12 protein-coding genes are annotated in these 14,522 nt (G+C 46.6%); 2 read left to right on the top strand and 10 right to left on the bottom strand.

The features are described from left to right. The 7 genes from ACTIE6_RS27745 to ACTIE6_RS27775 form a co-directional block, all read right to left on the bottom strand. Nucleotides 1–1,104 (bottom strand): hypothetical protein (locus ACTIE6_RS27745; RefSeq protein ID WP_439559728.1); only part of this gene is annotated, 1,104 nt, incomplete at its 3' end. A gap of 97 nt (nt 1,105–1,201) precedes the next feature. Then, entirely contained in the window at nt 1,202–1,816 is a 615-nt protein-coding gene (locus tag ACTIE6_RS27750) for a hypothetical protein (protein WP_439559729.1), read from the bottom strand. 12 nt (nt 1,817–1,828) lie between these two features. Beyond that, entirely contained in the window at nt 1,829–2,371 is a 543-nt protein-coding gene (locus tag ACTIE6_RS27755; RefSeq protein WP_439559730.1) for a thermonuclease family protein, read from the bottom strand. Nucleotides 2,372–2,417: 46 nt separating this feature from the next. Next, a complete protein-coding gene (locus ACTIE6_RS27760; RefSeq protein WP_439559731.1) occupies nt 2,418–2,810 on the bottom strand; it encodes a hypothetical protein in 393 nt (130 codons plus the stop codon). Nucleotides 2,811–2,819: 9 nt separating this feature from the next. After that, complete coding sequence (locus ACTIE6_RS27765; protein ID WP_439559732.1) at nt 2,820–4,052, bottom strand: sulfite oxidase; 1,233 nt, start codon at nt 4,050–4,052, stop codon at nt 2,820–2,822. 208 nt (nt 4,053–4,260) lie between these two features. Beyond that, the gene (locus tag ACTIE6_RS27770; RefSeq protein ID WP_439559733.1) at nt 4,261–5,052 is read right to left on the bottom strand and encodes a ferritin-like domain-containing protein; all 792 of its coding nucleotides are present in this window, start codon (nt 5,050–5,052) and stop codon (nt 4,261–4,263) included. 28 nt (nt 5,053–5,080) lie between these two features. Then, the gene (locus ACTIE6_RS27775; protein WP_439559734.1) at nt 5,081–5,806 is read right to left on the bottom strand and encodes a ferritin-like domain-containing protein; all 726 of its coding nucleotides are present in this window, start codon (nt 5,804–5,806) and stop codon (nt 5,081–5,083) included. 554 nt (nt 5,807–6,360) lie between these two features. On the opposite strand from ACTIE6_RS27775, the gene ACTIE6_RS27780 reads away from it, so the two are divergent. Together ACTIE6_RS27780 and ACTIE6_RS27785 are read left to right on the top strand one after the other, a co-directional pair. Beyond that, entirely contained in the window at nt 6,361–6,666 is a 306-nt protein-coding gene (locus tag ACTIE6_RS27780) for a hypothetical protein (RefSeq protein WP_439559735.1), read from the top strand. 135 nt (nt 6,667–6,801) lie between these two features. Next, nucleotides 6,802–8,169: a sigma-54-dependent transcriptional regulator gene (locus ACTIE6_RS27785; RefSeq protein ID WP_439559736.1), complete on the top strand. Its 1,368-nt coding sequence runs from the start codon at nt 6,802–6,804 to the stop codon at nt 8,167–8,169. Here ACTIE6_RS27785 and ACTIE6_RS27790 read toward each other — a convergent pair. The 3 genes from ACTIE6_RS27790 to ACTIE6_RS27800 all read right to left on the bottom strand — a co-directional run. Further along, nucleotides 8,157–10,682 carry an ATP-binding protein gene (locus tag ACTIE6_RS27790; RefSeq protein ID WP_439559737.1) on the bottom strand — a complete coding sequence of 842 codons (2,526 nt, stop codon included), beginning with the start codon at nt 10,680–10,682 and terminating at the stop codon, nt 8,157–8,159. The two genes, ACTIE6_RS27785 and ACTIE6_RS27790, sit on opposite strands and share 13 nt — an antisense overlap. Nucleotides 10,683–10,872: 190 nt before the next feature. Beyond that, nucleotides 10,873–12,825, bottom strand: a complete 1,953-nt coding sequence (locus ACTIE6_RS27795) for a c-type cytochrome (protein ID WP_439559738.1) — start codon at nt 12,823–12,825, stop codon at nt 10,873–10,875. A gap of 28 nt (nt 12,826–12,853) precedes the next feature. Next, nucleotides 12,854–14,522 (bottom strand): family 16 glycoside hydrolase (locus ACTIE6_RS27800; RefSeq protein WP_439559739.1); only part of this gene is annotated, 1,669 nt, incomplete at its 5' end.

Here is a 14,522-nt window from a genome sequence, read left to right on the forward strand (position 1 = left end):
GGTTGTAAGCTCATTTTTCATGCGGCGGGCCAGATAGAACTCACTTTCGAAGAGTTTGATCAGCATATCGCGTTTGGCATACAGCTTGTCCCGCTCGGTTTCAGCTGTACTTTGTTCCCTCAAAACCTGCCACTTTTTGACCCTTAATTCATCAATTTCTCCCTGTAAAGTCTGGCATTCAGCCTCCCAGCTATACTGGTTGTCACTCGAATCCTGGCGGTTCTTGCGGATATTCAGCCAGGCTTGCAGATCATTGCGAAGTAAGGTGATATTGCTCAGCAGCAGTTTTCCGGCAAAAAGGAACAGGAAGAAAACAAAGATGAAAAGCGCAAATGCCTGCCACCAGGTCTGGTGTGTGACCACATTGGCAAACACAAACAGCGCAGAGGCAAACGGAAGACCGACTTCTTCCAGCAGCGATTTCCAGGTTACTTTCGAATCTGTATCGTGAAACAATGAAATCCTGCCGAAGAGACTGAACATACCGGCCAGGAAAACACCCAGCGCAATCCATGAATTATCATTGAAAACGGGTTTGAGCGACTCGCGGATCAGGAAGAAGTTACCAATGCACATTGCAATGCATAAGGTTATACCAATCAGCGTTCTTGGTAAATGGTGCTCCGCTGCCTGCTGTGCGGCCGGAAGTTTCAGGCGCTCCTGTAACTCATCGATCCGGTTATTTTTTTGGCCGATAAAAAGGTTCAGCTCCTGAATACGCTCATTTTGCTGCTCTATGTTGGCAATGTGACCGGCAGCAAGGTTTGAAAAGTATTTTTGGATAATGTCGGTTTTTTCGTTCGGGTCCGATTCTGACAATCCGAACAAGACACCTTCGTCACGGAGCATATCTTCGTCTTCCAGCCAGTAGGGGATTGTCACCTCTACTTTCGGCAATTCCTGTACATCGAATGCAGGCTGTTGCAAAACAGGTGCTGCCTGAACCGGCTGGTTTTCCGATAAAGTAGTTTGTTGAATTGCAGTAACTGAGGAGGTTGGAGTGGGATTTACATTTACCTCGACAGGTTCATCATCGTAATATTGGTTCTCGTCAGCCTCCTTCGCGCGGAACCAGTTTGCAATGTATTCAGTGAATTTTGCCATAGCTTTTCATGGGTTAACCTGCGATTATCCATGAAAACACAGAATTTCACTACATTATTGTGATGATCGGCTATTAAAAAAGGTAACTCACTCACATCTAGGACACTTCAAACATTTTCTGTAAAGCTTGCCAGAGTTTTTTCTTCAGATTACGATCAGCTTCAATCACCACGAGCGGGTCAGTTAAAAGGAACCAGACACCCTCGATGTTTTTGGGGGTATAAGGCGGCAGCAGCAGGTCCAGATGCAGCTTGATCAGCGGCACGCCGAATGTGATAAAATAGTTGGTTTTCTTGTCTTTAAACACCTTTGTCGCATCGGTACCTGGCAGAAAACTGAAATTGAGAATGTCAGAATGGTCCGTGGAATGGCCGACAGCTTTCAGGATATTGTTCAAAAAAGCCGCTTCTGATGCAAGTATTTCCTCCTGCTTCGGCTCGTCAATCAGGATCAAAATTTTGTGGCGCAGCGACGGGAACTCTGGGGCTACGGGAGGAGTGGGGGGAGTTGCCACCGGAATTACAGGAGTTGCCTGAATCGCCGGCTTGGGATTACTTACAGGCATTGCTGCAGCTACATTGGTTTGCACCGGTGCCGGTTCAGAGGCTTTTTCGATTCTCGCCGCAGTTTCCTGAGTGCCCGTTTTAATATCCCCTAAATAGAAAAGTGTCTCGTCCTGATAGAGGATCTTAAATAATGCGGGATTATTCATTGCTGACTAGTTTTAATATTTACCCGTATACAAACCAGGCTGACTCCATATACACAGCTTCTGCTTCTTTGCCTGAATTTCCAGGTTGGCGTATTCCACACTGGAAGAGTACTTTTTGAAGTGAACAGCCAGTCCATTCTTGACCAGTTCCTTGTTCAGGATCTTCCCGCCGGGAACTACAACTTCCCCAAGCAGGCGACCGTATCTGTCAAACTCGCCTGTGTGACGGATTTGTACCACCTTGCGGAAGCAGTATTTGGAAGTAAAATCCTTCGCAACCTTGTAATAAGGGCGGCCGCGTTCCGGGCAGTTTACGTGAAGCAGTCTGATCCGGATATTCTTTCCTGCTCTCTGGCCCGCTTTTCGGCCGTTATAAATGTATTTCAATTCAATGGTATCCCCATCCTGTATTCCAATCACCTCAGCTTTGAGCGGGTTTGACGGATCAGCCTGTAAAAAGCGGCTTTCAGCTGATGTATTTAATGGGGAATTGACAAAGGCACTTAAAACCGGAAAACAAATCAGAAACGCCAGTTTTCCAGCTGGAAAATTCAAAAAGGATTGCACGCGTACGCTATTCAGTAATAAAAAATAAAATGGACTATTGGTCGAGCTTATACCACTTGATGTCTTTCAATGGCGCTCTTCGGGCGGCGGTAACTGTCGGACCGTAATGCTTTTCGAGGTAATCGAGTACTGGTTTTTCTGTCTCGCCCAGATCCCAAAGATTGTGGTTTTTCTGCATCCAGCGGATTTTCTGTTTCCAGCCGTCACGGGTAAACCTGTTCTGGAGGATTAGTTTGGAGTTGTGGCAAGTAGTGCATTGCGCTTTTACCAGGTACAGATTTCCATCTGTAACCAAACCCGTTTCAGGATCTTTTTTAACTGTATCTGCCAATGAAGCAGCTACGTGCCGCACTGGTATCCTGGCTTGTTCATTAATTGAGAAAAGCAGAATGCCGAGGCTGGTGCACAGCGATATCAATAACTTCATAGTTTCGTTTTAACCAACTTTCACTGCAATTCTTTCACACGCATTATTAAGGTACCCGCCCGGGTTCCAGGCCGGGATAATCATAGGCTGGGCCACACCTTTGGAATCGGTAGCACGCACCCACACCTCGTAGTAGCCCGTGGTAGGAAACTTGATTTTGCTTTCCCAATGCTGCCAGGCCAACCTGTTAACCGGTGCTTCCAGTTTGCATTCTTTCCAGGTTGAGCCAAAATCGATCGATACTTCCACTTTCTTCACACTCAGATCGCCCGCCCAGGCGTGACCACGCAATGCAAGTTCGCTGTCCGGCTTGATCATCGCGCCCGTTTTAGGGTAAGTGATCAGCGATTTTACCGGCATTGATTCAATGATCCTGAAATACTGGTCTGTTTGCGGGACATCTTCACCAGGCGCAACCGGACTTTTGGGCATCTTATAGCTATGTCCATCCATTTTAGCGCCGTCATGTACTTTATTACGGATAGAAATCCCGCTCAGCCATTTACCCGAAACAGAAGCAGGCCAGCCGCCGATCACAAGCCGCAAGGGATAGCCATGGAATTCAGGGATATCCTTTCCATTCAGTTGCCAGGCGATCAAAGTTTCGTTTTCAAGCGCTTTCGCAATGGGCACGCCACGCGAGATAGACTCTTTCTTTGGATCGCGGCTCAGGTGGAGATCTTTGCTATGGTAGCCGATGTAAACTGCGTCATCTTTAATGCCTACATCAGCAAGGATATCCTTCAAACGTACTCCGGTCCACGAAGCGCAATGTACAGCGCCCTGGCCCCAGGGGTTACCTGAAGCCTGCGGCGTAAAGCCGGAGCGTCCATTGCCGCCGCATTCAAGTACAAGCTGGTAAGTATAGGTTTTAAACTTCTTTTTGAGCTCTTCCAGTGTATAGGTCTTAGTGGCTTTGGCAGACTCGCCGTCGATCGTCAGCGTCCATTTGCTTACATCTATTTTCTCCGGTATCAAGCCATTGTTCCTGATAAACATCTTGTCCACCGGGGTAACCTTATCGTCAAGCAGGTGTACAGGTGATTCAACATTCCAGGGTTTGTCGCCCTGCACGATCATTTCCGGATTTTTACCTTTCAGCGCATCACCTTCGTCCCATGCAAGAGGTACATATCCCTCCGGCATCCGGTCGGCAAAAACCATCTGGCTGCCCAATGCGGTACCCAGCACGGTCAAGCCGCTTTTTTTCAAAAAACCTCTTCTGTTAAATGCGGGGTTCATTCTAGGTTCAGGATATTTTAGTTTTGATCAATAATCAAATTTAACAATCCTGCCCGGTTAACCAGCCGGAAAATTGACTATTCCGCCAGAAATGCGAAAAGGCTACCATCGGGTAGCCTTTTCGAGGTCAAACATAGTGTGCCGTAACATTTCGAACATACTGTCACCTGACAAGTGTATGTATATGTCCAACAGGGAGAATTTACAATTATGCTTTTATGAATGGTCCTGCAATGGCAAGTACCTGTTGCTTGGTCAAAGGCTCGTCAAATGCCTCTGTGATGGCAGCGTCGCTTTTGGAAGCGAGTCCTTTCAGGTCTTTGCCGCCTTGTGTCATATTTTCTTCACCTGCATAAATAGCAGGTACCGCGCCTTCTTTCCCTGTGATCCAGCCTTTCATTGCTGCATTTCCTGTAACAGTCGAGGCAAGTCTGCGCACAACTGCCGCGTGGCGTGCTTCAACTGAATGCACCTGCAATGCATATTCAAGAATCTGCGGATCAGCGAGCAAAGCGCCCGCCTGTCCCTTGTAAGCGCGGACACCCGTATCTTCCAGTGCGCTCGAGACTGTCACAAATGTTTTATAATTAGAGAAAACATCACCGAATGCGCCACCGTATTGGAAATCAAAAGATGGTTTTGCAATCGCTTTCGTTCCTAGCGCCTTAACAAGGAATGCAACGTGCTGCGTTTCGTGTTTGCCGATTTGTGTGAAAATAGTTCTGTCGCTGGCCGGGATCAGGTTGGCAGCAGCTAGTCCTGCCTTATAAAATTCGTCTTCCAGGTATTCCAGTGTCAAAGCATAATTCAGTACATCCACAGCCGCAGCCGATTGTCCGAATGCCTTGTTGACAATACTCGCGAACATAGTTGGCACAGCAGCCAAAGCCACTTTACTGCTCATTTTGCTCATAAAATGGCGGCGGGTCGCGTATTCAAGTCTGCCCACTGCATCACCGTCAGCCTTTTGAAAATCGTCAATTATTTTAAATATATCCATGATTTCTGATTCAGATTAATTGTGAAGATTATTTGCCGACGTTGGCTCCGGTGATAGTTTCTTTGACATATCCTTTCACTGCTGCAAGAATATCCGCAGGCAAAACAGCCTTGTCCATTCCATTGGCATCAATAATGTCGTCACCAGCAAAGTCAGCCGATTTTGGTTTGATCAAATCACGGATCACAGCAGCGTGGCGTGCTTCCACAGAAACGATTTTACCAGCCAGCAACAAATTTCCACCATCTTTAAGCAGCTTGCCCGCACCATTATATGCAGCAACGCCCGTATCTTCAAACAACTTCGCAGCACCTAAAACCGCATCTTTTTTAGTGAAATCAATGCTGGCGAAATTGGGGGTTAAACCTTTGATCGCCTTATCACCCAATGCAGCTTTGAAGAAATCCCTGTGGACAATCTCGTGATCACGAATGTCAGTGAGGATGGTTTTCTCCGCGTCCGTCATGCCGGCGTAAGGCGTCGTAATCACTTGTGAATAGAAAGCAGCTTCAAGTTGTTCCAGCGCGTATGCATAGTTTAATACACCTACATCTCCCGAGCCAAGATCAACGGTGTCACCGCCGGGGTTAGTAGGATTTGGATCATCGTCGTCGTTACAAGCAGTAGTGAGTGCAATAGTGCCCAGTGAGGTAGCGATACCGGCTGCACGCAGGAATGAGCGCCTGTTCACCGGCGACACATTGCCTTCTTCTTCCTTAGCAGAATTGGTCTTTGTCTTCAATAATTGGTTCATAGCTTCAAAGGTTATTGAGCTCTTTCGTACCTCGAAAGATTTGTAGAGACCTACGCCCTTTGAAAAGCTTTAGATCAGAAGATGGGGAAAAACAATTTTGAGTTCCGGAACGGAAGGGGGGCGGGTACCAAAACAAAAAGAGCCTGGAAACAGGCTCTTTCTGATCTTAACTAAGCGATAGGTATTAAATAACGTTGAGAAAAAATGCCAACAGAGATTCAACTTTGAATGTATAGCGTAATTGAATGTAGTATAAGTTCTATTGTCTTGTAGAAAAAATCAACTATGCAAAGATAGTCGAAATGTTTCTTTTTCATAGTTAACAATAAAAATTAGTTGAATAATTTACAGGAAAGGCCGCTATTACTTTGGTTAAAGTTGGATTGGCTATGAAAATTCTGAGTTAACGGCTGTTGTGAAGTATTTCTGAGTTTGCATTGACTGACAAGAATGATCCCGGAAAGTTTTTTTAAGACCATCTAAAAAGCTTTTTTTGTTGCGGGTACACCAGGTAAATACGCCTTTAATGCAGTACTTACATTAACTTCAATGGGATGAAACAACTTTTTTTAGGAACCATACTAGGCATTTGCCTCGCATTTTCCTCACCGTTTGCGGACACTTCAGCTGCGACAATGGCTGTCAGAACAGTAGATCAAAACAAGGTAGCTGTAAGACCGGAAGATCTGCCGGAAGCTGTAAAAACCACCCTCTCCGGTGATGGTTACGCAGACTGGAAAGTGGCTAGTGCATACCTGATTACAAGAGAAAACAACGCTCAGTACTACGAAATCAACCTTAAAAAAGGCGACGAGACTACGATAGTGAGTCTTGACAAATACGGGCGGAAAGTGGACTGAGAACGCTGGCCCCTCATTTTGCCGCAGTCACAATGAAAAGCCGGACATTTCTCCGGCTTTTTGACTTTTGTTTTTATAATTTTACATTTCATCGGCTCGTTAGATAGCTATTTATTTCTGACATACTTTATTCTCATGGCTCACCTGCTCCTCGTTGAAGACGATACCACCTTTTCTAAACTGTTGACCAACTTTCTGGGCAAACATGGACATCAGGTCAGAGCTTGTGCCGATTTGAAAGAGGCGAGAGAAGCACTTCATAACGATCCCAATGGTCCATTTGAAGTATTAATGCTGGACTATCGCCTGCCAGACGGGAATTCTGTGGATTTTCTTAAATCATTAAGGGGAGAAGGGAACCGGACGGCTGCATTCATTATGACGAGCTTTCACGATGTGAGAACAGCAGTTACCGCCATGCAGCTGGGTGCATTCGATTATATTACCAAGCCTGTTAATCCGGAAGAATTGTTAATGGTTCTTCGTGAGGCACTTAATAAAGGAGAGGCTTCCGGTGTGAAAGGCGCGCCAAAGGCTAAAAGTGGTATTAAATCAGATAAACAGTCTCTTGAATATATTGAGGGCAAAAGTAAAATATCCAAGCAACTATACGAGTACGTCCGCCTTGTGGCACCAACAGATATGTCGGTGATCATTCAGGGGGAAAGTGGTACGGGAAAAGAGCACGTAGCCAAATCCATTCACAAGCTGAGCAAACGTAGTAATGGACCGTTTGTCGCGATAGACTGCGGTTCGCTTTCCAAAGAACTGGCTGCCAGCGAACTATTCGGCCATAAAAAAGGTGCATTTACCGGTGCGCTAATGGACAAAATCGGTCAGTTTGAAGCGGCCGACGGCGGTACCTTATTTCTGGATGAAATTGGTAACCTCGGGTACGATGTTCAGATCAAACTATTACGCGCATTGCAGGAACGTATCATTGTTCCGATAGGAGGTACCCAGCAGGTGAAAGTGGATGTAAGGCTTATTGCAGCAACCAACGAAGACCTGATTTCCAGTGCCGCAGCCGGTGATTTCCGCGAAGATCTTTATCACCGTTTGAATGAGTTCAAAATTGAGGTGCCCCCATTGAGGAAGCGCGGCGAAGATCTGGGCATTTTTATTCAGCATTTCGTAGACAAAGCCAACCAGGAACTCGACCGCAATGTAAAAGAGCTTTCGAAAGAGGTAATGGAGATTTTCCAGAAATATGATTGGCCGGGAAATTTGCGGGAGCTTAACAATGTAATCAAAAGATTGGTACTGCTCTCAAAGGAAGAGGTGGCAACATCCAGTGCATTGCCTGCTGAAATGATTACTGCGATGGAAGGTACCCCAAAAGCAACGGGCTCCGACCTGAAAGCTTTGCAGGAGACGCACGAAAAAGAAATGATCGAAAAAGTATTGCAGGAAGTCCGTTATAACAAGAGCAAAGCTGCCAAGTTGTTGAATATCGACAGGAAAACTCTTTACTATAAGATTGAAAAATATCAGATCGAGTAGGCGAGCGCTTTTTCTTCTATTTGCTCGATTACCGATCTTGCATCACGTGTAATTTGCTGCATATCGGCAAAAGGAATTTGCGTTACATCATTGCGCAGCTCAATCTCGAATACCCGGAAACGCGCCGAAAGCTCTTTTGCCCCGATTTGCCCGGTGCGTCCCGCCATTCGGTGCATAATCTCCATTACTTTATTCATTTCCCGGGATTCGAGATGTATCTCCAGTGCATCTACGTCCTGGCGGGAGTCTTTCACGAATTGGTCGAGGATCTCCCGCATTAAGCTTTCATCCCCGAAAGTCATTTCATTGAGCATCGTAAAGTCCAGTTCAACGGCCCGATGCTCCCTGACCTGCGGCTTCGTTGCCGAAGAGGATTCCAGCAATTCAAGTAACTCTTTGGAATGAAACGGCTTCATCAGATACCCGTCAAAACCAAGATTAAGCAGGTTTGAGCGTTCTTCCGGAAGTACCTGCGCCGTCAGAACAAAGAATTTTACATCTGCACCGGCTACTTTCCTTAGCCGCTTGCAAAGCTCGGCTCCATTCATGCCGGACATGCGCATATCCGTCAATACGAATTTTACCTGATTATCCCAGGGCCGGTTAAGTACCTCCTCTGCAGATGAGAATGAGTTATGCGGAATGCCGTTCATTTCGAGAACGGAAGAGCACCATTTGAGAATGAAGGAATCGTCGTCTACCAGCCACACTTTGCCGGTAACGTGATAGTCTCTTTCAGGTACTTCCTCTGTCATTTCCAGTGTGTCAGCTTTTTTCATACTGGTGGTTACAAAAAAAGTTGTGCCCTGTCCTGGACTGCTTTTAACGCGTATATTCCCCCGCATTGCCTCCACAATCGCCTTTACAATTGTGAGACCCAAACCTGTGCCTCCGTATCGGCGGGAAATAGACGAGTCAGCTTGTTCAAACTGGTTGAAAATGCGTTGAACCTGCTCAGGCGACAAGCCAATGCCGGTGTCGGAAACGATGAATTCTACCTGTACATTGTTGTTTAATTCAACACTCTTCACTTTTAGTACAACTTCTCCGCTGTCAGTGAATTTAATTGCATTGGTAAGCAGGTTGTACAAAACCTGGCGCAACCTGAAAGGATCCCCGCAGAGGTATAGGTTGGCAGGTAATAGATTTTCAATCCGCAGTGATAGGTTTTTGGAATTTGCATTCGGTTTCAATACCTGGATAACCTCATTCAATAGCGGCGTTATCGCAAAAACACGCTCCTCGAATGTAAACCTGTCAGAAATAATGCGGCTGTAATCGAGTACTTCGTTAACGAGGTACAGCAAATGTTCGGAAGCGGAATAGAGCGTTTCCAGGTCCTGCTTGCGCGGCTTGTCGGCTTTTTTCAAAGCTTCCGTGTAACCCAGAATGGATTGCAGCGGAGTCCGGATCTCGTGGCTCATATTTGCCAGAAAGCGCTGTTTCGCCATACTATGGTACTCGGCCTCTTCCTTGGCTTCTTCCAGCTGGCTGCGGTAATCGTTGCTTTTGGTGATATCCGTAAAGATCAGGTAGATCAGCAATGCAGTTAACAGGAAAAACCCGATCATGACCCATTTGAGCATATCAATGCTTTTATTGACCATATAATTGGCCTGGCGGCTGTCGAGATCAGATTGTTTCAGTACCTGACCTTCCACTTCCTGCATGACGCTCAGAAGTTGATTGACAAGGGAATTACCGGCCGTAGCTAATTCCTGTTCCTTATCTACAAAGCTTATTGTCCGCTTTTTCTGCGCCTTTTCAATGGCGTGTACCGCTTCCCCTACTTTTTCGATGGTACTATCTTCCTTTGCAACTTTAATGGTATCCACTTCCACATTCACTTCCTGGCGCTGCACTACTTTCGGGGCTGGTGCTGCAACCTGTTCTTTTTTGCCCTTTTTGGAGCCGCCGAAAACGCGGTTGAAAAAACCTTTCTTCTCCGTTGCTTTCTGAACAGAATCAGGTACTGTATAAATGGTCGTGGTAGTAGTACGTTTTTCGGTTTTAACAACCGTACTGTCCGGTTTGAGCTTTGTGGTGATTAATCCCGAGATGTTCTTGACCTCATCTTCCAGTGTTTTGGTGTTGACCAGCTTGGAGCGGACTTTTACATAATTACCGTAAATCTTGTCACGCTCTTTCAGGATATTCTTCATGGAATCGATCCTGATAATCTGGTAGGGATCATCGAGGCTCATGTCGCTAAGTGAATCGAGCGTGGCAGACAACTCAGCGGATTTGGACATAACAGCTGCCTTGTGCTCTTCATCGTTCATTCGCCGAATCCGCTGCAAATGGTCGAGTTGCAGGATATTCTTGAAAATTTTATTAACCAGCCGCAGCTTGTCATTGGGCGTAGAGATCATCTCCACCTTTCCCATAACCTGGTGGAAAGCCAGATTGGTGATAATCCACGATGCACCAAGCGCAATGGACGCCACGAAAAAGCCGAGGAAGATCTTGCCTTTAACGGATTTCAAGAAAGAAAGGTCACGCAGAATTGACATAGCAGACTTACGGTATTCAATATCAACTAACGCATTTCAGACAACAAAACGTGCAATCTGACCTGCATCCGTCTGAGTTATAGTGTGAAGATACAGCTTTCCTGAGAAAGTATCAGGGCTTCAAAAACACAAAAGGCTGCCTGTTTTACAGACAACCTTTTGTAACAATGCAATTACGGATTTAGCAATCTTATTTGGCAAGAGAGTTGATCCACGCAGCGATTTTAGCCGCTTCTGCTTTTGGTACCTGCGGCATTGGCGCCATTGGTGTTGCATAATCCGGCCAGTTTTCAGGCTTAGGATTGTAAATGAGGTCAACTATTTTCTCGTTAGAATATTTCCTTTTGGCAACATCCTGGTAAGATGGACCCACTACTTTCTTGTCGGCCGCGTGGCAGGCAAGGCAGGTATTCTTTTCGAGGATCGGTTTGATCTCCGCCCAGGTTGGTGCTTTGCTGCTTACTGCTGCGGTTTGCTTGCCTTTCCCATCCGGGGAAACGTGCTCTTTAGCAGGTGATGATGAACCTGTTGACGAAGCACTTCCAGTTGCGGCTGCACCCGATCTGGTAGTTTTCAACTCAGACACTTTCAATTTTTCACCGTCAGGAATGTTGTTCAAAGTGTAGTAAGCATCCGGGTGAACAAGTGACCAGCTGTTTGTAGCCGCTCTCACACCTTCCAGCGAAATCTTGTGAACATAGTACTGGCGCATTCCGTCAAGTACGATGCGTACTTTCTTGTTATCGTCAGATACCTTCACACCTTTGATCTTCACGTCTTCCAGGTTGATCTGAGGGCTGCCGTACACAGGATAATGTTTGTACAAATAGCTGCTCACTTTATAAGAATCCAGGTCTTCTGCTGACTTGCGGTCAACCGGCATGGTGAATTCGATTTCAAAACCATCTGGCTGCGCTTTTACAGTATACATTTCAAAAGGCATTTTTCCATTCCAAACCAGACGCTGCAAGCCTTGGTTAGCGTCACCTGCCGAGCCCCAGCCGCGGTTGGTTTCGCCTACGAACATAGAACCGTCTTTGTCAAAAGCCATTCTCAAAACACCAGACTGGAACCCGCTGCGGAATCCGATACTTGCTCCCTGGTATTCACCTTTCACTTTTTCCATCACAATGCGCATGATATTGCTTTGTCCCTGATCGCCCACGAAAACCTGTCCGGTAAATGGACCGAAACCACCTTTGGTATCATCAAGGATCAGCTCAGCAGTAGAAACACCGTGTACACCATAAGGCAGCCAAACTGCCGGAAGCTGTACCATATCATACTTTTCTTTCAATTGGTACAAGAACTGAGGTGTTTCGTTCAATGTATTCTCCGGCTTGATCGCGCGGCCATTTGCGTCTTTGTTCTGGCGGTTATCTCTTTCAGCAAAGAATTGCCTTTCAGTCAGCTTCACAGGTGAGTTAGGTAATCCAGCCCATTTCAAACCTGCCGGGTGACCCATAAAGCCACCTTTTTTAACCTGGAAAATAGCGCCTGTTCCCATCCAGTCACCCTGGTTGTCGGTATAGAACAGCTCGCCATTCAGCATGCTGATACCCGCCGGGGAGCGAACTCCCGTTGCGTATGGTTCGTATTTACCATCGTTGGTAATGTGGAAAATCCAGCCTCTGGTAGGCACGCGGCTCTCGCCTCTCCACCATTCTTCGTCACCAAATGCTACGTTACCACTTACAAAAAAGCTTCCGTCCGGTGCCAGTTTGGGACCGAATGAATATTCGTGGTAGTGACCTGAAAGCGGCCATTGGTAAACCGTTTCGTAAACATCTGCTTTTCCGTCGCCGTTTTTGTCAACCAGCTTCGTGAGCTCGCCGCGCTGTGCGCAGTACAATGCACCTTCCTTGTAAGCTAAGCCCAGGATTTCATGCAAGCCCGTCGCGAACTTTCTGAAATAAGGTGAGCGGCTGGTTGGGTTATCCACGATCCAGACCTCGCCGCGGCGGGTTGAAATGGCCAGAGAACCGTTTGGCATTGTAGTCAATCCACCAACTTCAAGGATAATACCTTCCGGAATGGGCGGGGTGACGATTTTGTAGAAATCTTCTTCTTTGGGCGACTCCTGCGCTTTCAGCACATTAAGTGTTGCCAAGAAAATGAATGTAATCTGAATTAATTTTTTCATTATCAATGCGATATCTATTGGGATTTAATCAGAACAGGATAGAATACTTCACCTCGCCATTCGTCACCGGAACAATTAATTCCTGACGTCCGTCAACACTTCTGATCTCGGGTTTGATGTTCTTGTCGGCAAGCTGGATATAATACGATTTGTTGTTGACTGCGTAAAGTGCGTCAGACACTTTCTCAATGTTCGCACCGTCGGCCAGTCTTGCAACCAGGTTTTTGGTCGGGTTATTTACTTTTATAATCCTTTCAAAATATTGGTTGTTAACAATCGACATATAGTCGGTAACAGTTGAGCCGAATGCCTGGTACTGGAATGTAGGTACATCCTGATCATCGAGTACATAGCCTTTCGGACGATAGCCGCTGCCGGCTGTATCGGCTGCCCACTTCGATTTGCCGCTTACTTTACCCAAAATCATATTGTCGCCCAGCAAGGTAACGCTGCCGCGCGGACGGGAAGAACCGTCGCCGCGGTCGTGCCACATAGGAGTAGCATCCAGGAACTCACCGCGCCAAACCTGCAACACGTTTCCTTTGTCCATATCATAGGTATAATGCAGGTTGGTAGGGCTGCCAACTGAAACGGCGTGAACCGCGCGTTGTCTCTTGCCTTTGTCATCAGCCTTGTAATCCATAAAGCTGCGTGTAATGGTATTGGTACCCGCAGTGATCAGGATAGGGTCCGTGGAGCCTGATGCCATAACTGAGCTTTTGCTGTGGTAAGCCACTTCGCGGAAGCCCGGTCCGCTTACCCACAATCCCAGGACAGGACGCATCCAGCCGTCTTTTTTGTTGTTGAAGATTTCAATGGTATGGTCACCTTCTTTCAGGTTCACACTTCCTGTGCGGAATTCATTGTTGTTCTTCCATTGCGCATCGATCACGTATTTGCCATCGATTTTCAGGTAAGAGTTGCCCGAAGCCTGCAATTTGAAGTTGTATTCGCCCGCAGTTGGTGCATTGTATCTTCCTGTGTAAACGTAAGAGTAGTTGTTGTTTTCTTTCAGGATTTCCCAGCTCAGGTCCTGCGATTTGCCTGTTTCAGCGGGAGTCAGTTTTGAGAGATCTTCTGTTTCCGACAAAGCACCGTAGTAAGTCTTGTAGCTCAGCTCAGAAAGGGTACCCGGCTTTTTATCGAAATTGTTGATAACGATATTTTTGATCGCCAGTGAACCGTGGTCGCCCTGAATGCGGATTGGTCCCATTGCCACGTCCTCGGCAGTCAGCGAACCGCGGGTAGGGCCGCTTACTTCTACGTTCTCGTGGATCGTGATGCCATTTAACACAACAGAAAGGAAAACTGCATTCGATACCTTTTTTCCATTTGCGTCGAAACGTGGCGCCTGGTACGATATCTTGATATTCTGCCACAAGCCCGGCGCTTTCGCTACATTGAAACGCGGCGCGTAACCTTCGTAACCTTTTTCGCCTTCCGGTTTTGAATCGTTCCAGCGCTCGTAAATACCGCCGCAATCGTTGTATTTGGCCGTCTTTTTACCCCAGCTGTCGAAAAGCTGTACTTCGTAATTTCCTTGCAGGTAAATGCCGGAGTTGGAACCTTTGGCCAGCATGAAATCCATTTCAATGTCAAGGTCGCCGTGCTTGAAGTTGGAGATCAGCTCGTACTGGTTTCCGTATTTTCCTTTTTCATGAATGCAGGCCAACACGCCTTTTCCGGGTGTTGTAGTC

This window comes from Dyadobacter sp. (assembly GCF_051859145.1).
GTDB lineage: Bacteria > Bacteroidota > Bacteroidia > Cytophagales > Spirosomataceae > Dyadobacter.